The sequence below is a fragment of the Streptomyces sp. NPDC032822 genome (assembly GCF_055578825.1).
Window position 1 is genome coordinate 175,938 of the sequence record NZ_JBVIOL010000010.1, and the last position, 25,929, is coordinate 201,866.

Annotated in this window: 27 protein-coding genes; all 27 read left to right on the plus strand. The window is 66.3% G+C overall.

Translation table 11 applies throughout. The features are described 5' to 3' along the window. The first annotated feature begins 44 nt into the window (after positions 1–44). The 27 genes from rplK (at position 45) to rplE (ending at position 25,926) form a co-directional block, all read left to right on the plus strand. Complete coding sequence (gene rplK / locus ACZ5VD_RS27510; RefSeq protein WP_355741501.1) at positions 45–479, plus strand: 50S ribosomal protein L11; 435 nt, start codon at positions 45–47, stop codon at positions 477–479. Positions 480–558: 79 nt separating this feature from the next. Further along, positions 559–1,284, plus strand: a complete 726-nt coding sequence (gene rplA, locus ACZ5VD_RS27515; RefSeq protein ID WP_468547647.1) for a 50S ribosomal protein L1 — start codon at positions 559–561, stop codon at positions 1,282–1,284. A 120-nt stretch (positions 1,285–1,404) separates the two neighbouring features. Further along, entirely contained in the window at positions 1,405–2,262 is an 858-nt protein-coding gene (locus ACZ5VD_RS27520; RefSeq protein WP_468683643.1) for an SCO4651 family lipoprotein, read from the plus strand. 332 nt (positions 2,263–2,594) lie between these two features. Then, positions 2,595–3,125 (plus strand): 50S ribosomal protein L10, encoded by a 531-nt coding sequence (gene rplJ / locus ACZ5VD_RS27525; RefSeq protein WP_468547645.1) that lies wholly within the window; start codon positions 2,595–2,597, stop codon positions 3,123–3,125. Between the two features lie 111 nt (positions 3,126–3,236). Next, positions 3,237–3,620: a 50S ribosomal protein L7/L12 gene (gene rplL / locus ACZ5VD_RS27530; RefSeq protein WP_468547644.1), complete on the plus strand. Its 384-nt coding sequence runs from the start codon at positions 3,237–3,239 to the stop codon at positions 3,618–3,620. Between the two features lie 614 nt (positions 3,621–4,234). After that, the gene (gene rpoB, locus ACZ5VD_RS27535) at positions 4,235–7,720 is read left to right on the plus strand and encodes a DNA-directed RNA polymerase subunit beta (RefSeq protein WP_468547643.1); all 3,486 of its coding nucleotides are present in this window, start codon (positions 4,235–4,237) and stop codon (positions 7,718–7,720) included. A gap of 94 nt (positions 7,721–7,814) precedes the next feature. Then, positions 7,815–11,714 carry a DNA-directed RNA polymerase subunit beta' gene (locus ACZ5VD_RS27540; protein WP_468547642.1) on the plus strand — a complete coding sequence of 1,300 codons (3,900 nt, stop codon included), beginning with the start codon at positions 7,815–7,817 and terminating at the stop codon, positions 11,712–11,714. Between the two features lie 148 nt (positions 11,715–11,862). Further along, positions 11,863–12,423, plus strand: a complete 561-nt coding sequence (locus tag ACZ5VD_RS27545; protein ID WP_468547641.1) for a DUF1707 and DUF4190 domain-containing protein — start codon at positions 11,863–11,865, stop codon at positions 12,421–12,423. A 303-nt stretch (positions 12,424–12,726) separates the two neighbouring features. Then, the gene (rpsL, locus tag ACZ5VD_RS27550) at positions 12,727–13,098 is read left to right on the plus strand and encodes a 30S ribosomal protein S12 (RefSeq protein ID WP_003948652.1); all 372 of its coding nucleotides are present in this window, start codon (positions 12,727–12,729) and stop codon (positions 13,096–13,098) included. A gap of 2 nt (positions 13,099–13,100) precedes the next feature. Beyond that, positions 13,101–13,571, plus strand: coding sequence for a 30S ribosomal protein S7 (gene rpsG / locus ACZ5VD_RS27555; RefSeq protein WP_005481264.1), 471 nt, complete (start codon positions 13,101–13,103; stop codon positions 13,569–13,571). A gap of 39 nt (positions 13,572–13,610) precedes the next feature. Then, positions 13,611–15,737, plus strand: a complete 2,127-nt coding sequence (gene fusA / locus ACZ5VD_RS27560; protein ID WP_468547640.1) for an elongation factor G — start codon at positions 13,611–13,613, stop codon at positions 15,735–15,737. A gap of 143 nt (positions 15,738–15,880) precedes the next feature. Beyond that, a complete protein-coding gene (tuf, locus tag ACZ5VD_RS27565) occupies positions 15,881–17,074 on the plus strand; it encodes an elongation factor Tu (RefSeq protein ID WP_053753935.1) in 1,194 nt (397 codons plus the stop codon). A 317-nt stretch (positions 17,075–17,391) separates the two neighbouring features. Further along, entirely contained in the window at positions 17,392–18,597 is a 1,206-nt protein-coding gene (locus ACZ5VD_RS27570) for an acyltransferase family protein (RefSeq protein ID WP_468683645.1), read from the plus strand. A 594-nt stretch (positions 18,598–19,191) separates the two neighbouring features. Continuing rightward, positions 19,192–19,500 (plus strand): 30S ribosomal protein S10, encoded by a 309-nt coding sequence (rpsJ, locus tag ACZ5VD_RS27575; protein ID WP_003948644.1) that lies wholly within the window; start codon positions 19,192–19,194, stop codon positions 19,498–19,500. A gap of 17 nt (positions 19,501–19,517) precedes the next feature. Beyond that, the gene (gene rplC, locus ACZ5VD_RS27580) at positions 19,518–20,162 is read left to right on the plus strand and encodes a 50S ribosomal protein L3 (protein ID WP_468547638.1); all 645 of its coding nucleotides are present in this window, start codon (positions 19,518–19,520) and stop codon (positions 20,160–20,162) included. A gap of 8 nt (positions 20,163–20,170) precedes the next feature. After that, positions 20,171–20,827: a 50S ribosomal protein L4 gene (rplD, locus tag ACZ5VD_RS27585; protein ID WP_468547637.1), complete on the plus strand. Its 657-nt coding sequence runs from the start codon at positions 20,171–20,173 to the stop codon at positions 20,825–20,827. Next, complete coding sequence (gene rplW / locus ACZ5VD_RS27590) at positions 20,827–21,246, plus strand: 50S ribosomal protein L23 (RefSeq protein ID WP_468547636.1); 420 nt, start codon at positions 20,827–20,829, stop codon at positions 21,244–21,246. Before rplD ends, rplW begins: the two co-directional genes overlap by 1 nt. 38 nt (positions 21,247–21,284) lie before the next feature. Continuing rightward, a complete protein-coding gene (rplB, locus tag ACZ5VD_RS27595) occupies positions 21,285–22,121 on the plus strand; it encodes a 50S ribosomal protein L2 (protein ID WP_020132633.1) in 837 nt (278 codons plus the stop codon). A 12-nt stretch (positions 22,122–22,133) separates the two neighbouring features. Then, complete coding sequence (rpsS, locus tag ACZ5VD_RS27600) at positions 22,134–22,415, plus strand: 30S ribosomal protein S19 (protein ID WP_391352845.1); 282 nt, start codon at positions 22,134–22,136, stop codon at positions 22,413–22,415. A 42-nt stretch (positions 22,416–22,457) separates the two neighbouring features. Continuing rightward, positions 22,458–22,805 carry a 50S ribosomal protein L22 gene (gene rplV, locus ACZ5VD_RS27605; RefSeq protein ID WP_030619142.1) on the plus strand — a complete coding sequence of 116 codons (348 nt, stop codon included), beginning with the start codon at positions 22,458–22,460 and terminating at the stop codon, positions 22,803–22,805. Then, positions 22,805–23,641, plus strand: a complete 837-nt coding sequence (gene rpsC, locus ACZ5VD_RS27610) for a 30S ribosomal protein S3 (RefSeq protein ID WP_030619145.1) — start codon at positions 22,805–22,807, stop codon at positions 23,639–23,641. The genes rplV and rpsC overlap by 1 nt, the downstream gene beginning before the upstream one ends. A gap of 5 nt (positions 23,642–23,646) precedes the next feature. Beyond that, positions 23,647–24,066: a 50S ribosomal protein L16 gene (gene rplP, locus ACZ5VD_RS27615; RefSeq protein ID WP_004927269.1), complete on the plus strand. Its 420-nt coding sequence runs from the start codon at positions 23,647–23,649 to the stop codon at positions 24,064–24,066. Continuing rightward, positions 24,066–24,290 carry a 50S ribosomal protein L29 gene (rpmC, locus tag ACZ5VD_RS27620; protein WP_003998824.1) on the plus strand — a complete coding sequence of 75 codons (225 nt, stop codon included), beginning with the start codon at positions 24,066–24,068 and terminating at the stop codon, positions 24,288–24,290. Before rplP ends, rpmC begins: the two co-directional genes overlap by 1 nt. Continuing rightward, positions 24,290–24,577, plus strand: coding sequence for a 30S ribosomal protein S17 (rpsQ, locus tag ACZ5VD_RS27625; protein ID WP_053753927.1), 288 nt, complete (start codon positions 24,290–24,292; stop codon positions 24,575–24,577). Before rpmC ends, rpsQ begins: the two co-directional genes overlap by 1 nt. Before the next feature lie 97 nt (positions 24,578–24,674). Next, a complete protein-coding gene (rplN, locus tag ACZ5VD_RS27630; RefSeq protein ID WP_003992364.1) occupies positions 24,675–25,043 on the plus strand; it encodes a 50S ribosomal protein L14 in 369 nt (122 codons plus the stop codon). Between the two features lie 2 nt (positions 25,044–25,045). Continuing rightward, the gene (gene rplX, locus ACZ5VD_RS27635) at positions 25,046–25,369 is read left to right on the plus strand and encodes a 50S ribosomal protein L24 (protein WP_266435029.1); all 324 of its coding nucleotides are present in this window, start codon (positions 25,046–25,048) and stop codon (positions 25,367–25,369) included. Next, positions 25,369–25,926, plus strand: coding sequence for a 50S ribosomal protein L5 (gene rplE, locus ACZ5VD_RS27640; RefSeq protein ID WP_398401897.1), 558 nt, complete (start codon positions 25,369–25,371; stop codon positions 25,924–25,926). The genes rplX and rplE overlap by 1 nt, the downstream gene beginning before the upstream one ends. The last annotated feature ends 3 nt before the right edge of the window (positions 25,927–25,929 follow it).

The following is a 25,929-nucleotide window of genomic DNA, read 5'->3' on the forward strand; positions in this document are numbered from 1 at the left end:
GACCCGGGTGGGGGTAGACCCGAATCGAAAGGACCCGGAGAGCAATGCCTCCCAAGAAGAAGAAGGTCACGGGGCTCATCAAGCTCCAGATCCAGGCCGGTGCCGCCAACCCGGCTCCGCCGGTCGGCCCCGCGCTGGGTCAGCACGGCGTCAACATCATGGAGTTCTGCAAGGCGTACAACGCCGCGACCGAGTCGCAGCGTGGCTGGGTGATCCCGGTGGAGATCACGGTCTACGAGGACCGCTCCTTCACCTTCATCACCAAGACGCCGCCGGCCGCCAGGATGATCCTCAAGGCCGCGGGCATCGAGAAGGGCTCCGGCGAGCCGCACAAGACCAAGGTCGCCAAGATCACCCAGGCGCAGGTCCGCGAGATCGCCACGACCAAGCTCCCCGACCTCAACGCCAACGACCTGGACGCCGCCGCGAAGATCATCGCCGGTACCGCGCGTTCCATGGGCGTCACGGTCGAGGGCTGAGCCCCAACCTCCCAGCAGCAGAAGTGGCAGGGCCTGCTCGGCCCACACCACGACTCCTCAGAACACATCAGGAGCAGTAGTGAGCAAGCGCAGCAAGTCTCTCCGCGCTGCGGACGCCAAGATCGACCGGGAGAAGTTCTACGCCCCGCTCGAGGCCGTCCGTCTCGCCAAGGAGACCTCCACGTCCAAGTTCGACGGCACTGTCGAGGTCGCCTTCCGTCTGGGTGTCGACCCGCGCAAGGCCGACCAGATGGTCCGTGGCACCGTGAACCTCCCGCACGGCACCGGTAAGACCGCCCGGGTCCTGGTCTTCGCGACCGGTGACCGTGCCGAGGCCGCTCGTGCCGCGGGCGCCGACATCGTCGGCGCCGACGAGCTCATCGACGAGGTGTCGAAGGGCCGTCTGGACTTCGACGCCGTCGTCGCCACCCCGGACCTCATGGGCAAGGTCGGCCGTCTCGGCCGCGTGCTCGGTCCCCGTGGTCTCATGCCGAACCCGAAGACCGGCACCGTCACCCCCGATGTCACCAAGGCTGTCAACGACATCAAGGGCGGCAAGATCGAGTTCCGCGTCGACAAGCACTCGAACCTGCACTTCATCATCGGCAAGACGTCGTTCGACGACACCAAGCTGGTGGAGAACTACGGCGCGGCCCTGGAGGAGATCCTCCGTCTGAAGCCGTCCGCCGCCAAGGGCCGGTACATCCGCAAGGCCTCTCTCAGCACCACGATCGGCCCCGGTATCCCGCTCGACTCGAACCGCACCCGCAACCTCCTCGTCGAGGAGGACCCGGCGGCGGTCTGAGCCTGACGGCTCGCCCAGTCGGCGACGGGCCCCGCACCTTCACGGTGCGGGGCCCGTTTCTCTGTCTGGCGGCGGTGTCCTGGGTTAGCGTGCGGACACGGCAACGGCACAGGGGGACGCATGAAGTGCACGACGGGGCGTCGCGCCGCTCTCCCGGCCGTGCTGGCGGCAGCGCTGACGCTGATGACCGGCTGTACCTCCTCCGGATCCCCGACGAAGCCGGAGAAGGACCGCGGAGTCCCCTCGGACTTCCTGCCCGCCCTGCGCTCGGCCGAGCGGTCCACCGACCGGGCCGAGTCGGCCAGGGTGCGCTCCACGACGGTCATGGGCGCCCAGCTCTCCCTCAAGGCCGACGGCGCCCTCGACTGGTCCGGCGCTCTCACCGGCAACCTGAGGATCACGTACACCGGCGGTACGACGGCCGAGGCGATGCGCGACCTGGGCGTCACGTCGATGGAGGCCCGCTATCTGTCCGACGCCTACTACGCGCGGATGGGCGACGCGTTCGCCGAGAAGGCCGACGGCAAGCACTGGCTCAAGTACGTGTACGAGGATCTTGAGACCCTCGGCGGTGGTGGCGCCAACTTCGCGGACCAGATGCGCAACACCACGCCGAACCAGTCGGTGAAGCTGCTGCTGGACTCCGAGGACGTGTACAAGGTCGGCACCGAGACGGTGGCCGGACAGTCGACCCGGCACTACTCCGGCACGGTCGAGGTGAGCGATGTCGACGACGCGAAGCTGCGGAAGCAGCTCGAACAGGCCGGCGTCACCGAACAGCGCGTCGACATATGGATCGACGACCGGAACCTGCTGGTCAAGAAGGCCGAGAAGGGCGAGATGGCCACCGGCGAGCTGACCCAGACCGCGTACTACAGCGACTACGGTGTGCCGGTCTCCGTCCAGAAGCCTCCGGCCGCCGACACCAAGAACTTCAAGGACCTGCTGGAGAAGCAGACCGGCAGCCCGACCCGTTGAGCCCTGGCCTTTCGCACTCCGAAGGAAGCCGGAGAACGAGGGGAGTCGAGGCCCGTACCACCGGATTTGCCCGACGGCGATCCGGTCGCGTATTCTCCAGGAGAAGCCAAAGACCGCTGGTCGTTGCCGTGTGCTCGTAAGAGGGCGCGGTGGCCGAAGGATCCGCTGAACTGCGGACGACCCGCGCAGGTGAATGTGGATGTGCTCCCGGAGTTCGCTGCTCACGCTGTGAATGCCCGGTGGAGCTACGCCCCGTGCGCCTGCGCCGGGGCGTTTCGTTTTCCCAGCCTCCTTTTGAGCGGTCGTCATCACCCGGAAGGAGGCCGACGCTCATGGCAAGGCCCGACAAGGCTGCCGCGGTAGCCGAGCTCGCGGAGCAGTTCCGCAGCTCGAACGCCGCCGTGCTGACCGAGTACCGGGGTCTCACCGTGGCGCAGCTCAAGACGCTGCGTCGTTCGCTCGGTGAGAACGCCCAGTACGCCGTGGTGAAGAACACGCTGACCAAGATTGCGGCCAACGAGGCCGGGATCTCGACGCTCGACGACCTGTTCAACGGTCCGACGGCGGTCGCCTTCGTCACCGGTGACCCGGTGGAGTCGGCGAAGGGTCTTCGTGACTTCGCCAAGGACAACCCGAACCTCGTCATCAAGGGCGGTGTCCTTGACGGCAAGGCGCTGTCCGCCGACGAGATCAAGAAGCTTGCGGACCTCGAGTCCCGCGAGGTTCTGCTCTCCAAGCTGGCGGGTGCCTTCAAGGGCAAGCAGACTCAGGCTGCTCAGCTCTTCCAGGCGCTCCCGTCGAAGTTCGTCCGTACGGTGGACGCTCTTCGCGCCAAGCAGGACGAGCAGGGCGGTGCCGAGTAATTCGGCTCGCACACTGACCACCGTCTGACGCGGTGGTCGACGCGGGCCGAACGTACGCCCGCCGACATGTACATCCGGCACCTGCCGAATTAAGTGGAAGGATCGCCCAACATGGCGACGAAGCTGTCCCAGGAAGAGCTGCTCGCGCAGTTCGAGACCCTCACCCTCATCGAGCTCTCCGAGTTCGTGAAGGCGTTCGAGGAGAAGTTCGACGTCACCGCCGCCGCCGCGGTTGCCGCTGCCCCGGCCGGCCCGGCCGCCGCCGCCGAGGTCGCTGAGGAGCAGGACGAGTTCGACGTCATCCTCACCGGCGCCGGCGAGAAGAAGATCCAGGTCATCAAGGTCGTGCGTGAGCTGACCTCGCTGGGTCTCAAGGAGGCCAAGGACCTCGTGGACGGCGCCCCGAAGCCCGTCGTCGAGAAGGTCGCCAAGGAAGCCGCGGAGAAGGCCGCCGAGGCCCTCAAGGGCGCCGGCGCCTCCGTCGAGGTCAAGTGACCCTGGGAGTCCGACAGGGCTCCTTCGCAGGCTGACGCAGTTCCTCTGAGAGGGCTGTAACGCTGATGCACCGAAGAGCGATCATCCATCCGGGTGGTCGCTCTTCGGCGTTCCGGGGAGCCGGGCGGCGACTGCCTTGCACCGAGGTTCGTGCGGAGTATGGTGATCTTCGTCGTGTCTCCGGGCGCCCCCGGTGCAGGCTGCACGTGACGAGCGCAGCACCCGGTTCGGGCAAGGAGGGCCTTGACGAACCGCACGCAGCGCGCAATTCTCAGGACGCGTCGTCACAAGGATCCGAATCCGAGGCATGGATCGGCGACGAAGAGGGCAGTATCAACGTGCGTTGAGGGCGTGGGCTTGCCGAAGGTGTTGAGAACAACGAGGGTCTCAAAAACCCGCACTGGACATCAGTGTGCCAAGTGGCTACACTGACCCTTTGCGCTGCCTGTTAGCTGTCCCCTGCCCGTCACCAGGGGCATGCCCTCACTTGAGCACCGACGATCAGACCGCATCCGACCTGGCCTTTCCGGCCGGCGAAGGAAACGGCTGTCTCTGTGCCCCTGAGGGGGACCGGTACGCGCGTAGTGAGTCCGAGCCCTCGGAAGGACCCCCTCTTGGCCGCCTCGCGCAACGCCTCGATCGCGAATACGAACAACGCCGCCAGCACTGCCCCGCTGCGCATCTCCTTTGCAAAGATCAAGGAGCCCCTCGAGGTTCCGAACCTTCTCGCGCTGCAAACCGAGAGCTTTGACTGGCTGCTCGGCAACGACGCGTGGAAGGCTCGCGTCGAGGCGGCACTTGAGTCCGGTCAGGATGTCCCCACCAAGTCCGGTCTGGAGGAGATCTTCGAGGAGATCTCTCCGATCGAGGATTTCTCCGGGTCGATGTCGCTGACGTTCCGCGACCACCGTTTCGAGCCGCCGAAGAACAGCATCGACGAGTGCAAGGACCGCGACTTCACGTTCGCGGCACCGCTCTTCGTGACGGCCGAGTTCACCAACAACGAGACCGGCGAGATCAAGTCCCAGACGGTCTTCATGGGCGACTTCCCGCTCATGACCAACAAGGGCACCTTCGTCATCAACGGCACCGAGCGTGTCGTGGTGTCGCAGCTGGTCCGCTCACCCGGCGTCTACTTCGACTCCTCCATCGACAAGACGTCCGACAAGGACATCTTCTCCGCCAAGATCATCCCGTCCCGGGGTGCCTGGCTGGAGATGGAGATCGACAAGCGCGACATGGTCGGTGTGCGCATCGACCGCAAGCGCAAGCAGTCCGTCACCGTCCTGCTCAAGGCTCTCGGCTGGACCACCGAGCAGATCCTTGAGGAGTTCGGCGAGTACGAGTCGATGCGCGCCACCCTGGAGAAGGACCACACCCAGGGCCAGGACGACGCGCTGCTCGACATCTACCGCAAGCTGCGTCCGGGCGAACCCCCGACGCGTGAGGCCGCGCAGACCCTGCTCGAGAACCTCTACTTCAACCCCAAGCGCTACGACCTCGCCAAGGTCGGCCGTTACAAGGTCAACAAGAAGCTGGGTGGGGAGGCTCCGCTCAACGCGGGCGTCCTGACCGTCGAGGACGTCATCTCGACGATCAAGTACCTGGTCAAGCTGCACGCCGGCGAGACCGAGACGGCCGCCGACAACGGCACGACGATCGTCGTCGAGACCGACGACATCGACCACTTCGGCAACCGTCGTCTGCGCAGCGTCGGCGAGCTCATCCAGAACCAGGTCCGCACGGGTCTGGCTCGTATGGAGCGCGTCGTGCGTGAGCGCATGACGACCCAGGACGTCGAGGCGATCACGCCGCAGACCCTGATCAACATCCGGCCGGTCGTCGCCTCCATCAAGGAGTTCTTCGGCACCAGCCAGCTGTCGCAGTTCATGGACCAGAACAACCCGCTGTCGGGTCTCACCCACAAGCGCCGTCTGTCGGCGCTCGGCCCGGGTGGTCTCTCGCGTGAGCGGGCCGGCTTCGAGGTCCGTGACGTGCACCCCTCGCACTACGGCCGCATGTGTCCGATCGAGACCCCTGAAGGCCCGAACATCGGCCTGATCGGCTCGCTCGCCTCCTACGGCCGCGTCAACGCGTTCGGTTTCGTGGAGACGCCGTACCGCAAGGTCGCCGGCGACGTCGTCACCGACGAGGTCGACTACCTGACGGCCGACGAAGAGGACCGATTCGTCATCGCGCAGGCCAACGCCACGCTCGACGACGACATGCGTTTCACCGAGAACCGCGTCCTGGTCCGCCGTCGTGGCGGCGAGGTCGACTACGTCCCCGGTGACGACGTGGACTACATGGACGTCTCGCCGCGCCAGATGGTGTCGGTCGCGACGGCCATGATCCCGTTCCTTGAGCACGACGACGCCAACCGTGCCCTCATGGGCGCGAACATGATGCGTCAGGCCGTGCCGCTCATCAAGTCCGAGTCCCCGCTCGTCGGCACCGGCATGGAGTACCGCTCCGCGGTCGACGCCGGCGACGTGGTCAAGGCCGAGAAGGCGGGTGTGGTCCAGGAGGTCTCCGCGGACTACATCACCACCGCCAACGACGACGGCACGTACATCACGTACCGCCTGGCCAAGTTCGCCCGTTCCAACCAGGGCACCTCGGTCAACCAGAAGGTCATCGTCAACGAGGGCGACCGGATCATCGACGGCCAGGTCCTGGCCGACGGTCCGGCCACCGAGAACGGCGAGATGGCGCTGGGCAAGAACCTGCTCGTGGCGTTCATGCCGTGGGAGGGTCACAACTACGAGGACGCGATCATCCTGTCGCAGCGCCTCGTGCAGGACGACGTCCTCTCCTCGATCCACATCGAGGAGCACGAGGTCGACGCCCGTGACACCAAGCTCGGCCCCGAGGAGATCACCCGGGACATCCCGAACGTCTCCGAGGAGGTCCTCGCCGACCTCGACGAGCGCGGCATCATCCGTATCGGTGCCGAGGTCGTCGCCGGCGACATCCTGGTCGGCAAGGTCACGCCCAAGGGTGAGACCGAGCTGACCCCGGAGGAGCGCCTGCTGCGCGCGATCTTCGGTGAGAAGGCGCGCGAGGTGCGCGACACCTCGCTGAAGGTGCCGCACGGCGAGATCGGCAAGGTCATCGGCGTCCGCGTCTTCGACCGTGAAGAGGGCGACGAGCTGCCGCCGGGCGTGAACCAGCTGGTTCGTGTCTACGTGGCGCAGAAGCGCAAGATCACGGACGGTGACAAGCTCGCCGGCCGACACGGCAACAAGGGTGTCATCTCCAAGATCCTTCCGATCGAGGACATGCCCTTCCTTGAGGACGGCACGCCGGTCGACATCATCCTCAACCCGCTGGGTGTCCCGTCCCGAATGAACCCGGGACAGGTTCTGGAGATCCACCTCGGCTGGCTCGCCAGCCGCGGCTGGGACGTCTCCGGCCTCGGGGAGGACTGGGCGAAGCGCCTGCAGGTCATCGGCGCCGACCAGGTCGACCCGGGCACGAACGTCGCGACCCCCGTCTTCGACGGTGCGCGTGAGGACGAGCTCGCGGGTCTGCTGAACCACACCATCCCGAACCGCGACGGCGAGCGCATGGTGCAGCCGACCGGTAAGGCGAGGATGTTCGACGGCCGCTCCGGCGAGCCGTTCCCGGAGCCGATCTCGGTCGGCTACATGTACATCCTCAAGCTCCACCACCTGGTCGACGACAAGCTGCACGCCCGTTCGACCGGTCCGTACTCGATGATCACCCAGCAGCCGCTGGGTGGTAAGGCCCAGTTCGGTGGCCAGCGCTTCGGCGAGATGGAGGTGTGGGCGCTGGAGGCATACGGCGCCGCGTACGCCCTCCAGGAGCTGCTGACCATCAAGTCCGACGACGTGACCGGCCGCGTGAAGGTCTACGAGGCCATCGTCAAGGGCGAGAACATTCCCGAGCCCGGCATCCCCGAGTCCTTCAAGGTGCTCATCAAGGAGATGCAGTCCCTGTGCCTCAACGTGGAGGTGCTGTCCTCGGACGGCATGTCCATCGAGATGCGCGACACCGACGAGGACGTCTTCCGCGCGGCGGAGGAGCTTGGCATCGACCTGTCCCGGCGAGAGCCGAGCAGCGTCGAAGAGGTCTGACGGGAGTTCGGAGGCCTTCGCCATGAAGGCCTCCGGCCCCAGGACCCCCGTATCAGACCCCATGACTTACAACCCTGAGAGGGATTGACGCATAGTGCTCGACGTCAACTTCTTCGACGAGCTCCGGATCGGTCTGGCCACCGCTGACGACATCCGTCAGTGGAGCCACGGCGAGGTCAAGAAGCCCGAGACGATCAACTACCGCACGCTCAAGCCCGAGAAGGACGGACTCTTCTGCGAGAAGATCTTCGGTCCGACCCGGGACTGGGAGTGCTACTGCGGCAAGTACAAGCGTGTCCGCTTCAAGGGCATCATCTGTGAGCGCTGTGGCGTCGAGGTCACGCGCGCCAAGGTGCGTCGTGAGCGGATGGGCCACATCGAGCTTGCCGCGCCCGTCACGCACATCTGGTACTTCAAGGGCGTCCCGTCGCGCCTCGGTTACCTGCTCGACCTCGCCCCGAAGGACCTGGAAAAGGTCATCTACTTCGCGGCGTACATGATCACGTTCGTCGACGAGGAGCGCCGCACCCGCGACCTGCCCTCCCTGGAGGCGCACGTCTCCGTCGAGCGGCAGCAGGTCGAGAACCGTCGTGACTCCGACCTGGAGGCCCGCGCCAAGAAGCTCGAGACCGACCTGGCCGAGCTGGAGGCCGAGGGCGCCAAGGCCGACGTGCGCCGCAAGGTGCGCGAAGGTGCCGAGCGCGAGATGAAGCAGCTGCGGGACCGTTCGCAGCGCGAGATCGACCGTCTCGACGAGGTGTGGACCCGGTTCAAGAACCTCAAGGTCCAGGACCTGGAGGGCGACGAGCTCCTCTACCGCGAGCTGCGTGACCGCTTCGGCACGTACTTCGACGGTTCGATGGGTGCCGCGGCGCTGCAGAAGCGCCTGGAGTCCTTCGACCTGGACGAAGAGGCCGAGCGGCTTCGCGAGATCATCCGTACCGGCAAGGGCCAGAAGAAGACCCGTGCGCTGAAGCGGCTGAAGGTCGTGTCTGCCTTCCTGCAGACCTCCAACAGCCCCAAGGGCATGGTCCTCGACTGCGTCCCGGTCATCCCGCCGGACCTTCGCCCGATGGTGCAGCTGGACGGTGGCCGCTTCGCGACCTCCGACCTCAACGACCTGTACCGCCGTGTGATCAACCGCAACAACCGCCTGAAGCGGCTTCTCGACCTCGGCGCGCCCGAGATCATCGTGAACAACGAGAAGCGCATGCTCCAGGAGGCCGTGGACGCCCTCTTCGACAACGGTCGTCGTGGTCGCCCGGTCACCGGTCCCGGCAACCGCCCGCTGAAGTCCCTGAGCGACATGCTCAAGGGCAAGCAGGGTCGTTTCCGTCAGAACCTGCTCGGCAAGCGTGTGGACTACTCCGCGCGTTCCGTGATCGTCGTCGGTCCGCAGCTGAAGCTGCACCAGTGCGGTCTGCCGAAGGCGATGGCGCTGGAGCTGTTCAAGCCGTTCGTGATGAAGCGCCTGGTCGACCTGAACCACGCGCAGAACATCAAGAGCGCCAAGCGCATGGTGGAGCGCGGCCGCACGGTCGTGTACGACGTCCTCGAAGAGGTCATCGCCGAGCACCCGGTGCTGCTGAACCGTGCTCCCACCCTGCACCGCCTCGGCATCCAGGCCTTCGAGCCGCAGCTGGTCGAGGGCAAGGCCATCCAGATCCACCCGCTCGTCTGCACCGCGTTCAACGCGGACTTCGACGGTGACCAGATGGCCGTGCACCTTCCGCTCTCCGCGGAGGCGCAGGCCGAGGCCCGCATCCTGATGCTGTCCTCGAACAACATCCTCAAGCCCGCCGACGGCCGTCCGGTGACGATGCCGACCCAGGACATGGTCCTCGGTCTGTTCTTCCTCACCACCGACGGCGAACTGCGTGACGTCAAGGGCGAGGGCCGGTCCTTCGGCTCCACGGCCGAGGCGATCATGGCGTTCGACGCCGGCGAGCTCGCGCTGCAGTCGGCGATCGACGTCCGCTTCCCGGTGGGCACCATCCCGCCGCGTGGCTGGACCCCGCCGGCGCGCGAGGAGGGCGAGCCGGAGTGGCAGCAGGGTGACACCTTCCGCCTGCGGACGACCCTGGGCCGTGCGCTCTTCAACGAGCTGCTGCCCGAGGACTACCCGTTCGTCGACTACTCGGTGGGCAAGAAGCAGCTCTCCGAGATCGTCAACGACCTGGCCGAGCGCTACCCCAAGGTCATCGTGGCGGCGACGCTCGACAACCTGAAGGCGGCCGGCTTCTTCTGGGCCACCCGCTCCGGCGTCACCGTGGCCATCTCCGACATCGTCGTTCCCGAGGCGAAGAAGGAGATCGTCAAGGGCTTCGAGGCGCTGGACGAGAAGGTCCAGAAGCAGTACGAGCGCGGTCTGATCACCAAGGAAGAGCGCACGCAGGAGCTCATCGCGATCTGGACCAAGGCGACCAACGAGGTCGCCGAGGCGATGAACGCGAACTTCCCCAAGACGAACCCCATCTTCATGATGGTTGACTCGGGTGCCCGAGGAAACATGATGCAGATGCGTCAGATCGCCGGTATGCGTGGTCTGGTGTCGAACGCGAAGAACGAGACCATCCCGCGTCCGATCAAGGCCTCGTTCCGTGAGGGCCTGTCGGTGCTGGAGTACTTCATCTCCACGCACGGTGCCCGTAAGGGTCTGGCGGACACCGCCCTGCGTACCGCCGACTCGGGTTACCTGACCCGTCGTCTGGTGGACGTCTCGCAGGACGTCATCATCCGCGAGGAGGACTGCGGCACCGAGCGCGGTCTGAAGCTGAAGATCGCCACGCGCGGCGCCGACGGCGTGCTGCGCAAGACGGAGGACGTCGAGACCAGCGTCTACGCCCGCATGCTCGCCGAGGACGTCGTCATCGACGGCAAGGTGATCGCGCCGGCCAACGTCGACCTCGGCGATGTCCTCATCGACCAGCTGGTGCACCACGGCGTCGAGGAGGTCAAGACCCGTTCGATCCTGACCTGCGAGTCGCACGTCGGCACCTGCGCCATGTGCTACGGCCGTTCGCTGGCCACCGGCAAGCTGGTCGACATCGGTGAGGCGGTCGGCATCATCGCCGCCCAGTCCATCGGTGAGCCCGGTACCCAGCTGACGATGCGTACCTTCCACACCGGTGGTGTGGCCGGTGACGACATCACCCAGGGTCTGCCCCGTGTCGTCGAGCTCTTCGAGGCTCGTACGCCCAAGGGTGTCGCCCCGATCTCCGAGGCCCAGGGCCGCGTGCGGATCGAGGAGACCGAGAAGACCAAGAAGATCGTCGTCACCCCGGACGACGGCAGCGACGAGACGGCGTTCCCGATCTCGAAGCGTGCCCGACTCCTGGTCAGCGAGGGCGAGCACGTCGAGGTGGGCCAGAAGCTCACCGTGGGTGCCACCAACCCGCACGACGTGCTGCGCATCCTGGGTCAGCGTGCCGTCCAGGTCCACCTGGTCGGCGAGGTCCAGAAGGTCTACAACTCGCAGGGCGTGTCGATCCACGACAAGCACATCGAGATCATCATCCGGCAGATGCTGCGCCGTGTGACGATCATCGAGTCCGGCGACGCCGAGCTGCTGCCCGGCGAGCTGGTCGAGCGGTCGAAGTTCGAGACCGAGAACCGTCGTGTGGTCCAGGAGGGCGGTCACCCGGCCTCCGGTCGTCCGCAGCTGATGGGTATCACCAAGGCCTCGCTCGCCACCGAGTCGTGGCTGTCGGCGGCGTCCTTCCAGGAGACGACCAGGGTTCTGACGGACGCGGCGATCAACGCCAAGTCCGACTCCCTGATCGGCCTCAAGGAGAACGTCATCATCGGTAAGCTCATCCCGGCCGGTACGGGTCTGTCCCGCTACCGCAACATCCGGGTCGAGCCGACCGAGGAGGCCAAGGCCGCGATGTACTCGGCCGTCGGCTACGACGACATCGACTACTCGCCGTTCGGCACGGGCTCCGGCCAGGCCGTTCCGCTGGAGGACTACGACTACGGTCCGTACAACCAGTAAGCGGGTCGCTTGAGTTGAGGGGCGGTCACCTTCGGGTGGCCGCCCTTCGGCGTGCCGGAAACGGGTCGAGGGCACTGTGCGGGAACCCGTGCCGGAAATACCGCGTTGGGGGATGATGTAGGCACAGTCGTCCCGGGGAGGGGTCTCCGTGTCGCAACCGTCGCCCTGGCAGCCCTGGCATCCGTCCCAGGGCCAGTACGGCCAGCACAGCCCGCGGCCCTGGCAGGGTCCCGGTGCTCCGGCCATGCTCGCCTCGCACGCCGACCGTGAGCGCGCGGTGGATGTGCTGAGAGCGGGGTACGGCGAGGGGCGGCTGGAGAAGGCGGAGTTCGACAAGCGGGTTGAGCGGGCCTACGGGGCGCGAACGGTGGGGGAGCTGGCGCTCCTGGTCGCCGACCTGCCTCAGGGGCCTGTGCCGCAGCCTGTGGCCGTTGTGGCCGTTCCCCAGACCTTTCTGCCGGACCCGAGGCAGAGGGTGAACGGGAAAGCGGTCGGTGCGGCGCTGTGCGGGGTGCTCTGTCTGCCCACGTTCGGGCTCACCGGCATCCCGGCGGTGTTTCTCGGGCACACGGCACGTACGGAGATCCAGCGCACGGGCGAGGGCGGGGACGCGCTCGCGCTGACCGGTCTGGTGCTCGGCTGGTTGTCCACCGCGGCCTGGGTCTTCATCCTGATCCTGCTGTTCGCGGTGGGGCTCGCTTCCGGCTGAGAGGACGGGCGGCGAAGATCACGGACGCTGCACGGATATGACGTGCACCGCTTGGGTATGCGGTGGGATCGCATTTGTTTTGACCGCAGCGAATGAGCTAGGTACGCTCAGACCTTGTGCCTGGGGTGTGCCCTGGCTCCTGTGCGTGCCTTCAACCGCACTCGGGAGCCGTCAGCGGCCACCGCGATCCGCGCCTCTTCCCGCCTCGCGGCGGAAGTACGCCGGATTCGACACACCCGACCGCGTGGGTCGGCGATGTTTCAGGTTAGCTTCACCATTCGGCACACAGAAACCGGAGAAGTAGTGCCTACGATCCAGCAGCTGGTCCGGAAGGGCCGGCAGGACAAGGTCGAGAAGAACAAGACGCCCGCACTCGAGGGTTCCCCTCAGCGTCGGGGCGTCTGCACGCGCGTGTTCACGACCACCCCGAAGAAGCCGAACTCGGCCCTGCGTAAGGTCGCGCGTGTGCGTCTGACCAGCGGGATCGAGGTCACTGCTTACATTCCGGGTGAGGGACACAACCTGCAGGAGCACTCCATCGTGCTCGTGCGTGGCGGCCGTGTGAAGGACCTGCCCGGTGTTCGTTACAAGATCATCCGCGGTTCGCTCGACACCCAGGGTGTCAAGAACCGCAAGCAGGCCCGCAGCCGCTACGGCGCCAAGAAGGAGAAGTAGAAATGCCTCGTAAGGGCCCCGCCCCGAAGCGCCCGGTCATCATCGACCCGGTCTACGGTTCTCCTCTGGTGACCTCCCTCATCAACAAGGTGCTGCTGAACGGCAAGCGCTCCACCGCCGAGCGCATCGTGTACGGCGCCATGGAGGGCCTGCGCGAGAAGACCAGCAATGACCCGGTCATCACGCTGAAGCGCGCGCTGGAGAACATCAAGCCGACCCTTGAGGTCAAGTCCCGCCGTGTCGGCGGTGCGACGTACCAGGTTCCGATCGAGGTCAAGCCCGGTCGCGCCAACACGCTCGCGCTGCGCTGGCTGGTCGGTTACTCCCGCGCCCGTCGCGAGAAGACCATGACCGAGCGTCTGCTCAACGAGCTTCTCGACGCCTCCAACGGCCTTGGTGCCGCTGTGAAGAAGCGCGAGGACACCCACAAGATGGCCGAGTCCAACAAGGCCTTCGCGCACTACCGCTGGTAGTCGCTACCCACGACGAGACCGAGAGAAGACCGAAGCCTTATGGCTACCACTTCACTTGACCTGGCCAAGGTCCGCAACATCGGGATCATGGCCCACATCGACGCGGGCAAGACGACCACCACCGAGCGGATCCTCTTCTACACCGGCGTCAGCTACAAGATCGGTGAAGTCCACGACGGCGCTGCCACCATGGACTGGATGGAGCAGGAGCAGGAGCGTGGCATCACGATCACCTCTGCTGCCACCACCTGTCACTGGCCGCTTGAGGACAACGACTACACGATCAACATCATCGACACCCCGGGGCACGTCGACTTCACGGTCGAGGTGGAGCGCTCGCTGCGCGTCCTCGACGGTGCCGTCACCGTGTTCGACGGTGTCGCCGGTGTCGAGCCGCAGTCCGAGACGGTATGGCGTCAGGCCGACCGTTACGGCGTGCCGCGCATCTGCTTCGTGAACAAGCTGGACCGTACCGGCGCCGAGTTCCACCGCTGCGTGGACATGATCAAGGACCGGCTCGGTGCCGTGCCGATCATCATGCAGCTGCCGATCGGCGCCGAGATGGACTTCAAGGGCGTTGTGGACCTGGTCCGCATGAAGGCGCTCGTGTGGTCCGCCGAGGCGGCGAAGGGCGAGATGTACGACGTCGTCGACATCCCCGCCACGCACGCCGAGGCGGCCGAGGAGTACCGCGGCCGGCTGGTCGAGACCGTCGCGGAGAACGACGACGAGATCATGGAGCTGTTCCTGGAGGGCCAGGAGCCCACCGAGGAGCAGCTGTACGCCGCGATCCGTCGTGTCACCATCGCCTCCGGCAAGTCCGACGGCGTCACGGTCACCCCCGTGTTCTGCGGTACCGCGTTCAAGAACAAGGGCGTCCAGCCCCTGCTCGACGCGGTCGTGCGCTACCTGCCGACCCCGCTCGACGTCGAGGCCATCGAGGGCCACGACGTCAAGGACCCCGAGGTCGTCGTCAAGCGCAAGCCGTCCGTGGAAGAGCCGCTGTCCGCGCTCGCCTTCAAGATCATGAGCGACCCGCACCTGGGCAAGCTCACCTTCGTCCGGGTGTACTCGGGCCGCCTGGAGACCGGCACCGCGGTGCTGAACTCCGTCAAGGGCAAGAAGGAGCGCATCGGCAAGATCTACCGCATGCACGCGAACAAGCGTGAGGAGATCGAGGCGGTGGGCGCCGGCGACATCGTCGCGGTCATGGGTCTGAAGCAGACCACGACCGGCGAGACGCTCTGCGATGACAAGAACCCGGTGATCCTGGAGTCCATGGACTTCCCGGCGCCGGTCATCCAGGTCGCCATCGAGCCCAAGTCCAAGGGTGACCAGGAGAAGCTGGGTGTCGCCATCCAGCGTCTCGCGGAGGAGGACCCCTCCTTCCACGTTCACTCGGACGAGGAGACGGGCCAGACCATCCTCGGCGGTATGGGCGAGCTGCACCTCGAGGTGCTGGTCGACCGTATGAAGCGCGAGTTCCGGGTCGAGGCCAACGTCGGTAAGCCGCAGGTCGCATACCGTGAGACGATCCGCAAGGCCGTCGAGCGCGTGGACTACACCCACAAGAAGCAGACCGGTGGTACCGGTCAGTTCGCGAAGGTGCAGATCGCGATCGAGCCGATCACGGACGGCGACGCCTCGTACGAGTTCGTGAACAAGGTCACCGGTGGCCGTATCCCGCGGGAGTACATCCCCTCGGTGGACGCCGGTGCGCAGGAGGCCATGCAGTTCGGCATCCTCGCCGGCTACGAGATGACGGGCGTCCGCGTCACGCTTCTCGACGGTGCCTACCACGAGGTCGACTCCTCCGAACTGGCGTTCAAGATCGCCGGCTCGCAGGCCTTCAAGGAGGCCGCGCGCAAGGCGAGCCCTGTGCTCCTGGAGCCGATGATGGCCGTAGAGGTCACCACGCCCGAGGACTACATGGGTGACGTCATCGGTGACATCAACTCCCGCCGTGGCCAGATCCAGGCCATGGAGGAGCGTGCCGGTGCCCGCGTCGTGAAGGGCCTCGTGCCCCTCTCGGAGATGTTCGGCTACGTCGGCGACCTCCGCAGCAAGACCTCGGGTCGCGCAAGCTACTCGATGCAGTTCGACTCCTACGCCGAGGTTCCCCGGAACGTCGCCGAGGAGATCATCGCGAAGGCCAAGGGCGAGTAACACACCCCTGTTACACGCTTTAGGCTTGACACCGACCGCCGGGGCAGACCCGGGAGGGTAAACCCCGGCGGGCGGCATCCCAGCAAAGATCACCTGGCGCCGATGAGTAAGGCGTACCAGAACCACTCCGCAGGAGGACCCCAGTGGCGAAGGCAAAGTTCGAGCGGACTAAGCCGCACGTCAACATCGGCACCATCGGTCACATCGACCACGGTAAGACGACCCTCACGGCCGCCATTACCAAGGTGCTGCACGACGCGTACCCGGACCTGAACGAGGCCTCGGCCTTCGACCAGATCGACAAGGCTCCTGAGGAGCGCCAGCGCGGTATCACGATCTCGATCGCGCACGTCGAGTACCAGACGGAGACGCGTCACTACGCCCACGTCGACTGCCCCGGTCACGCGGACTACATCAAGAACATGATCACGGGTGCCGCGCAGATGGACGGCGCGATCCTCGTGGTCGCCGCCACCGACGGCCCGATGCCGCAGACCAAGGAGCACGTGCTCCTGGCCCGCCAGGTCGGCGTTCCGTACATCGTCGTCGCCCTGAACAAGGCCGACATGGTGGACGACGAGGAGATCCTGGAGCTCGTCGAGCTCGAGGTTCGTGAGCTCCTCTCCGAGTACGAGTTCCCGGGCGACGACCTGCCGGTCGTCAAGGTCTCGGCGCTCAAGGCGCTCGAGGGCGACAAGGAGTGGGGCCAGTCGGTCCTGGACCTGATGGCCGCCGTCGACGAGGCGATCCCGACCCCCGAGCGTGACGTCGACAAGCCGTTCCTCATGCCCGTCGAGGACGTCTTCACGATCACCGGTCGCGGTACGGTCGTCACCGGCCGTATCGAGCGTGGTGTCCTGAAGGTCAACGAGACCGTTGACATCATCGGCATCAAGCAGGAGAAGACCACCACCACGGTCACCGGCATCGAGATGTTCCGCAAGCTGCTCGACGAGGGCCAGGCCGGTGAGAACGTCGGTCTGCTGCTTCGTGGCATCAAGCGCGAGGACGTCGAGCGCGGCCAGGTCATCATCAAGCCCGGCTCGGTCACCCCGCACACGGAGTTCGAGGCCCAGGCGTACATCCTGTCCAAGGACGAGGGTGGCCGTCACACGCCGTTCTTCAACAACTACCGTCCGCAGTTCTACTTCCGTACGACGGACGTGACCGGCGTCGTGACCCTCCCCGAGGGCACCGAGATGGTCATGCCGGGTGACAACACCGAGATGAAGGTGGAGCTCATCCAGCCCGTCGCCATGGAAGAGGGCCTGAAGTTCGCCATCCGTGAGGGTGGCCGGACCGTGGGCGCCGGCCAGGTCACCAAGATCAACAAGTAGTTCTTGTCGGTCTGACCTGGTAGCTCCACCGCGAGCACCTGGAGGGGCCCGTACGACTTCGGTCGTACGGGCCCCTTTGCCGTGCCCGGTGGGTGTCGAACGCCGTTCGTGGGCAGGGCGGTTGTCCCCGGGCAGCAGGTGAAGTGTTGGGGAACGCTGGTGGACGGGTGCGCGAGGGTTCCGCCAATTCCGTGCCGGGGCAGGGGTAAATGATCCTGTCTGCTCCCTGTGGGGTGGTTGTGGCGGTCGTAGCGTGTCCGGCGGTCGGGGGCCGCCCGGCCCGGGATCCCCTCGCGAGGATGGACTGACAGGTGCCGATGCGTGGTCCGGACGGCAGTGCGACGATCCCGACGCGGGTGACGGGCCCGGGCGGCAGGCTGCCCCCGCCCGCCCCGCCCGCGAGGCGGCCACCGCGGCCCGACGCGGTGAGCGGCCGCCACACCGCCGTACGGGAACGGGTGGGCCGTCGGCTCTACGCCATCGACGGCATCCGCCTCCTGGCCGCCCTGATGGTCGCCGTGCACCACTACGCCGGCACCCGACGCGTCGACCAGCCGGGCAACGCGATCTGGGGCCGGCCGGTGTCCGAGATCATGCCGACGGTGTTCCGCCTCGCCTCCTACGGCTGGATCGGCGTCGAGATCTTCTTCGTGATCAGTGGCTTCGTGATCTGCATGTCCTGCTGGGGGCGGACCCCGCGGCAGTTCTTCGTCTCGCGGGTGATCCGGCTGTACCCGGCGTACTGGTTCGCGGTCCTCTTCACCACGGGCGTGCTGGCGGCGCTCCCGGGGGTGTGGGAGCGGCTGCGCCTGCGCGAGGTCCTGCTCAACCTCACGATGCTGCAGTCCGGTTCGGGCGTGGCCAACGTCGACGGGGTCTACTGGACGCTCTGGTCCGAGCTCCGCTTCTACCTGCTGTTCCTGGTCGTCGTCGCCACCGGGCTGACGTACCGGAAGGTCGTCGTGTTCTGCTGTGTGTGGGGGGCGGCGGCGATGCTCGCACCGGTGTCCGGTCTCCCTCTGCTGGAGCTGGCCGCCAACCCCGAGGGCGCCTGGTACTTCATCGCGGGCCTGGCGCTGTACCTCATGCACCGCTTCGGCCAGGACCTGCTGCTCTGGGGCATCCTCGGGATGGCCTGGCTGATGGGCCAGCTGGAACTCGGGCACCGGATCGACGAGGTCGAACGGGTGTCGGGCTGGCGGGGGAGCGTGCTGATCTTCACGGTGTTCCTGCTGGCCATGGTGGCGATCGCACTGGGCGCCACGGACCGTGTGCGCGGCAAGTGGCTGGTGACGGCGGGGGCGTTGACGTATCCGCTCTACCTGATCCACTACGCGGCCGGCACGACCGCCATCCATCGGCTGCGGGACACGATGGACGCGCGGTTGCTGGTGGCGGTCGTGATCGCCGGGTTCATGGTGCTGAGCTGGGTGGTGCATCGGGCGGTGGAGCGGCCGGTGGCGGCGGCGCTGAAGCGGGGGCTGGACACGTCGTTCGCGCGTATGCGGAACGCGGGGGCATAGCGCTCAGGGGCGGCGGGAGCCCGTCGGACATCCTCGGTCGGGGCGTCGGAGCCGGGTCGGGTTCGGGGTCGGTTTCGCCGACTCCGAGCAGGTCACCGGCCCGTCCGTGCGGGGGGATCGCGGGGAATCGCCTGTCCGGAACACCCGGTGCGGCGCGGCGGTCGGTTTGACCTACGTCACTCCCGGGGTATGGTCTCCGGCCCGATTGGCCAGCCCCCTGCCCCATATGGCAGACTGTCGGAGTTGCTCGGTCGAGTGTTGATGCTGCGCGCCTCCCGCCGGGAGGACCGAAAGCGAGTCCCACAGTACTCGTCGCCCCAACTGCCCCAGGGCAGCGCTGGGGCGGACGTACGGGAATCTTTCGGGAAGTGACAGTGCAGCACCGACCAGGCACCCGGTGGGCCGCGCGTCAGCACGTTTGACGCCGCACCTTCGGCTTGCGGTTCCGGAAGGGCCGTGCTTCCCCGACGGGATGTTCCAGAGATGGGACATCTGTGTCAGTGAGAGCGCGACACACCCGACCGCGTGGGTCGGAGGCAAGTGTTCGGAACACCGGGTTCCAGAGCGTTTCGAGAGACAGGACTACTAGTAGCCATGGCGGGACAGAAGATCCGCATCCGGCTCAAGGCCTACGACCACGAGGTCATCGATTCCTCGGCGAAGAAGATCGTCGAGACGGTGACGCGTACTGGTGCGTCGGTCGCGGGCCCGGTGCCGCTGCCCACTGAGAAGAACGTGTACTGCGTCATCAAGTCGCCGCACAAGTACAAGGACTCGCGCGAGCACTTCGAGATGCGCACGCACAAGCGCCTGATCGACATTCTCGACCCGACTCCCAAGACCGTTGACTCCCTGATGCGACTCGACCTCCCGGCCGGTGTCGACATCGAGATCAAGCTCTAGGGGCCGGTGATCTGAGAATGGCTAAGCAGATCAAGGGCATCCTGGGCGAGAAGCTCGGCATGACGCAGGTGTGGGACGAGAACAACCGTGTTGTTCCCGTCACCGTCGTCAAGGCCGGTCCGAACGTCGTGACCCAGGTCCGTACGAATGACTCCGACGGCTACGAGTCGGTCCAGATCGCCTTCGGCGAGATCGACCCTCGCAAGGTGAACAAGCCCCTCAAGGGTCACTTCGCCAAGGCCGACGTCACCCCCCGCCGCCACCTCGTCGAGATCCGCACCGCGGACGCCTCCGAGTACACGCTGGGTCAGGAGATCTCCGCCGAGGTCTTCGAGGCCGGCGTGAAGGTGGACGTGACCGGCAAGAGCAAGGGCAAGGGCTTCGCCGGTGTCATGAAGCGTCACAACTTCAAGGGCCTCGGCGCCGGTCACGGCACCCAGCGCAAGCACCGCTCTCCCGGCTCCATCGGTGGCTGTGCCACCCCGGGCCGTGTCTTCAAGGGCATGCGCATGGCGGGCCGCATGGGCAATGAGCGGGTCACCACCCAGAACCTGACCGTCCACGCCGTTGACGCGGAGAAGGGACTGCTCCTCATCAAGGGAGCCATCCCCGGTCCGAACGGCGGCCTCGTCCTGGTCCGCACTGCGGCCAAGGGGGCCTGAGGTAACCGATGAGCACTGTTGACATCCTTTCGCCTGCAGGCGAGAAGACCGGAAGCGTCGAACTCCCCGCGGAGATCTTCGGCGTGGAGAAGGTCAGCATCCCGCTGATCCACCAGGTCGTCGTCGCGCAGAACGCCGCTGCCCGTCAGGGCACGCACAAGACCAAGCGTCGCGGTGAAGTCCGTGGTGGCGGTAAGAAGCCGTACCGCCAGAAGGGCACCGGCCGTGCGCGCCAGGGTTCGACCCGCGCGCCGCAGTTCGCCGGCGGTGGCGTCGTCCACGGCCCGCAGCCGCGTGACTACTCGCAGCGGACCCCGAAGAAGATGAAGGCCGCGGCCCTGCGCCACGCCCTCACCGACCGGGCCCGCCACAACCGCATCCACGTCGTCACCGGCGTGATCGAGGGCGAGAACCCCTCCACGAAGGCCGCCAAGACGCTGTTCGGCAAGATCTCGGAGCGCAAGAACCTGCTCCTGGTCATCGACCGCGCCGACGAGGCCGCGTGGCTCTCCGCCCGCAACCTGCCCCAGGTCCACATCCTGGAGCCGGGCCAGCTGAACACGTACGACGTGATCGTCTCCGACGACGTGGTCTTCACCCAGGCCGCTTTCGAGTCCTTCGTGTCCGGCCCGCAGGCCACCGACACCGAAGGGAGCGAAGCCTGATGGCTACGCGTCACCCGAGCATCGCCTCGAAGGCCGCCAAGGCCAAGAAGGTCGCCCGCGTCGCCAAGGCGAAGCGCCACGAGGCCGAGGGCAAGAACACCGTCGTCACCCCGGTCAGCAAGTCGTTCACGGACCACCGTGACGTCCTGCTGAAGCCGGTCGTGTCGGAGAAGAGCTACGCGCTGCTCGACGAGGGCAAGTACACCTTCGTCGTCGCGCCCGGCTCCAACAAGACCCAGATCAAGCAGGCCGTCCAGGCGGTCTTCTCGGTCAAGGTCACCGGGGTCAACACGATCAACCGCCAGGGCAAGCGCAAGCGGACGAAGACGGGCTTCGGCAAGCGTGCCGACAGCAAGCGCGCGATCGTGACCCTTGCCGAGGGCGACCGTATCGACATCTTCGGCGGTCCGACCGCGTAAGCGGGTCGGATCGTCCGATATCGGACGAGGACTGAGAAATGGGAATCCGCAAGTACAAGCCGACTACGCCGGGCCGCCGTGGCTCCAGCGTCGCCGACTTCGTCGAGGTCACGCGGTCCACGCCGGAGAAGTCGCTGGTCCGCCCGCTGCACAGCAAGGGCGGCCGTAACAACGCCGGTCGTGTGACCGTTCGCCACCAAGGTGGCGGACACAAGCGCGCCTACCGAGTGATCGACTTCCGTCGTCACGACAAGGACGGCGTGCCGGCGAAGGTCGCGCACATCGAATACGACCCCAACCGCACCGCGCGCATCGCGCTGCTGCACTACGCGGACGGCGAGAAGCGCTACATCCTCGCCCCCCGCAACCTGTCGCAGGGCGACCGCGTCGAGAACGGTCCCGGGGCCGACATCAAGCCGGGCAACAACCTGGCGCTCCGCAACATCCCGGTCGGTACCACGATCCACGCGATCGAGATCCGTCCCGGTGGCGGCGCCAAGTTCGCCCGCTCCGCCGGTGCCTCGGTGCAGCTGCTGGCGAAGGAGGGCACGATGGCCCACCTTCGTATGCCCTCCGGTGAGATCCGCCTGGTCGACCAGCGCTGCCGCGCCACGGTCGGCGAGGTCGGCAACGCCGAGCAGAGCAACATCAACTGGGGCAAGGCCGGCCGCAAGCGCTGGCTGGGCGTCCGCCCGACCGTCCGCGGTGTGGCGATGAACCCGGTTGACCACCCGCACGGTGGTGGTGAAGGCAAGACTTCCGGTGGTCGCCACCCGGTCTCGCCGTGGGGTCAGAAGGAGGGTCGTACTCGTTCGCCGAAGAAGGCTTCGAACAAGTACATCGTCCGCCGCCGCAAGACGAACAAGAAGCGCTAGGAGCGGGTTTAGATGCCGCGCAGTCTCAAGAAGGGACCCTTCGTCGACGGACACCTCATCAAGAAGGTGGACGTACAGAACGAAGCCGGTACCAAGAACGTCATCAAGACCTGGTCCCGTCGCTCGATGATCGTCCCGGCCATGCTGGGCCACACGATCGCGGTGCACAACGGCAAGACCCACATTCCGGTGTTTGTCACCGAGTCGATGGTCGGCCACAAGCTCGGCGAGTTCTCGCCGACGCGCACCTTCCGGGGTCACGTCAAGGACGACCGGAAGTCGAAGCGCCGCTAACGCGGGGTGGAATCGACCATGACAGACACTGGAAGGACAACCATGGAAGCCAGGGCCCAGGCGCGGTACATCCGCGTTACGCCCATGAAGGCCCGCCGAGTGGTGGACCTTATCCGTGGCATGGACGCCACGGAGGCTCAGGCGGTCCTGCGTTTCGCCCCGCAGGCCGCGAGCGTGCCGGTCGGCAAGGTGCTGGACAGCGCCATTGCCAACGCCGCACACAACTACGACCACACCGACGCCGACAGCCTCGTCATCTCCGAGGCGTACGTCGACGAGGGTCCGACCCTGAAGCGGTTCCGTCCGCGTGCCCAGGGCCGCGCCTACCGGATCCGCAAGCGGACCAGCCACATCACCGTGGTCGTCAGCAGCAAGGAAGGAACCCGGTAATGGGCCAGAAGGTAAACCCGCACGGGTTCCGGCTCGGCATCACCACGGACTTCAAGTCGCGGTGGTACGCCGACAAGCTGTACAAGGACTACGTCAAGGAAGACGTCGCCATCCGTCGGATGATGACGTCCGGCATGGAGCGCGCCGGCATCTCGAAGGTGGAGATCGAGCGCACCCGTGACCGTGTGCGTGTGGACATCCACACCGCTCGTCCGGGCATCGTCATCGGCCGCCGTGGCGCCGAGGCCGACCGCATCCGCGGTGACCTCGAGAAGCTCACGGGCAAGCAGGTCCAGCTGAACATCCTCGAGGTCAAGAGCCCCGAGACCGACGCTCAGCTGGTTGCCCAGGCCGTCGCCGAGCAGCTCTCCTCCCGCGTCTCCTTCCGTCGCGCCATGCGTAAGAGCATGCAGGGCACGATGAAGGCCGGCGCCAAGGGCATCAAGATCCAGTGCGGCGGTCGCCTCGGCGGCGCCGAGATGTCCCGCTCGGAGTTCTACCGCGAGGGCCGTGTGCCCCTGCACACGCTCCGCGCGAACGTGGACTACGGCTTCTTCGAGGCCAAGACGACCTTCGGCCGCATCGGCGTGAAGGTCTGGATCTACAAGGGCGATGTGAAGAACATCGCCGAGGTCCGCGCCGAGAACGCCGCAGCCCGTGCCGGCAACCGCCCGGCCCGTGGCGGCGGCGGCGCCGACCGCCCGGCCCGTGGTGGCCGTGGTGGCGAGCGCGGCGGTCGCGGTCGTAAGCCGCAGCAGGCTCCCGCTGCCGAGGCCCCCAAGGCCGAGGCTCCGGCGGCTGCCGCTCCGGCTGAGAGCACCGGAACGGAGGCCTGACCGACATGCTGATCCCCCGACGGGTCAAGCACCGCAAGCAGCACCACCCCAAGCGCCGCGGTCAGGCCAAGGGTGGTACGACGGTCGCGTTCGGCGAGTACGGCATTCAGGCCCTCACGCCGGCGTACGTGACCAACCGCCAGATCGAGGCGGCCCGTATCGCGATGACCCGCCACATCAAGCGTGGCGGCAAGGTCTGGATCAACATCTACCCGGACCGCCCGCTCACGAAGAAGCCTGCCGAGACCCGCATGGGTTCCGGTAAGGGTTCGCCGGAGTGGTGGATCGCGAACGTGCACCCGGGACGGGTCATGTTCGAACTGTCCTACCCCAACGAGAAGATCGCCCGTGAGGCCCTTACTCGCGCAGCCCACAAGCTGCCGATGAAGTGCCGGATCGTCAAGCGCGAGGCAGGTGAAGCGTGATGTCGGCCGGTACCAAGGCGTCCGAGCTGCGCGAACTGGGTGACGAGGAGCTTCTCGCGAAGCTCCGCGAAGCCAAGGAAGAGCTGTTCAACCTCCGCTTCCAGGCGGCGACCGGTCAGCTCGAGAACCACGGTCGGCTCAAGGCCGTCCGTAAGGACATCGCGCGGATCTACACCCTGATGCGTGAGCGCGAGCTGGGCATCGAGACGGTGGAGAGCGCCTGATGAGTGAGAGCAACGTGACTGAGCAGACTGCAGAGGCCCGCGGCTTCCGCAAGACCCGTGAGGGTCTCGTCGTCAGCGACAAGATGGACAAGACCGTTGTCGTCGCCGTCGAGGACCGCGTCAAGCACGCGCTGTACGGCAAGGTCATCCGCCGTACGAACAAGCTCAAGGCGCACGACGAGCAGAACGCTGCCGGCGTCGGCGACCGTGTCCTCCTCATGGAGACGCGTCCGCTGTCCGCCACGAAGCGCTGGCGCATCGTCGAGATCCTCGAGAAGGCCAAGTAAATCTCCTGCGGGCAAACTCGCAGGACAGTTCCGCCAGGCTCCGGGAGCCGCTCGCTGAGCGGCTCCCGGGGAACCGGCAGACAATCAGGAGATAGACGTGATCCAGCAGGAGTCGCGACTGCGTGTCGCCGACAACACTGGTGCGAAGGAAATCCTTTGCATCCGTGTGCTCGGTGGCTCCGGTCGCCGCTACGCGGGCATCGGTGACGTCATCGTCGCCACCGTCAAGGACGCGATCCCCGGCGGCAACGTGAAGAAGGGTGACGTCATCAAGGCCGTCATCGTTCGCACCGTCAAGGAGCGTCGCCGTCCGGACGGCTCGTACATCCGCTTCGACGAGAACGCCGCTGTCATTCTGAAGAACGACGGCGACCCTCGTGGCACCCGTATCTTCGGCCCGGTCGGCCGGGAGCTGCGCGAGAAGAAGTTCATGAAGATCATCTCGCTCGCGCCGGAGGTGCTGTAAGCATGAAGATCAAGAAGGGCGACCTGGTTCAGGTCATCACCGGTAAGGACAAGGGCAAGCAGGGCAAGGTCATCGCGGCCTTCCCCCGTGAGGACCGGGTCCTGGTCGAGGGTGTCAACCGGGTCAAGAAGCACACCAAGGCCGGCCCGACCGCAAAGGGTTCGCAGGCCGGCGGCATCGTCACGACCGAGGCGCCCGTCCACGTCTCCAACGTCCAGCTGGTCGTTGAGAAGGACGGCAACAAGGTTGTCACGCGTGTCGGTTACCGCTTCGACGACGAGGGCAACAAGGTTCGCGTTGCCAAGCGGACGGGTGAGGACATCTGATGGCTACCACCACGACTCCGCGTCTCAAGACGAAGTACCGCGAGGAGATCGCGGGCAAGCTGCGTGAGGAGTTCTCCTACGAGAACGTCATGCAGATCCCCGGTCTCGTCAAGATCGTGGTCAACATGGGTGTCGGCGACGCCGCCCGTGACTCGAAGCTCATGGACGGTGCCGTCCGTGACCTGACCACCATCACCGGTCAGAAGCCGGCCGTCACCAAGGCCCGCAAGTCCATCGCGCAGTTCAAGCTGCGCGAGGGTCAGCCGATCGGTGCCCACGTCACGCTCCGTGGCGACCGCATGTGGGAGTTCCTGGACCGCACCCTGTCGCTCGCGCTGCCGCGCATCCGCGACTTCCGTGGTCTGTCCCCCAAGCAGTTCGACGGCCGTGGCAACTACACCTTCGGTCTCACGGAGCAGGTCATGTTCCACGAGATCGACCAGGACAAGATCGACCGCACCCGGGGTATGGACATCACCGTGGTGACCACGGCGACCAACGACGCTGAGGGCCGCGCGCTCCTTCGTCACCTCGGCTTCCCCTTCAAGGAGGCGTGACCG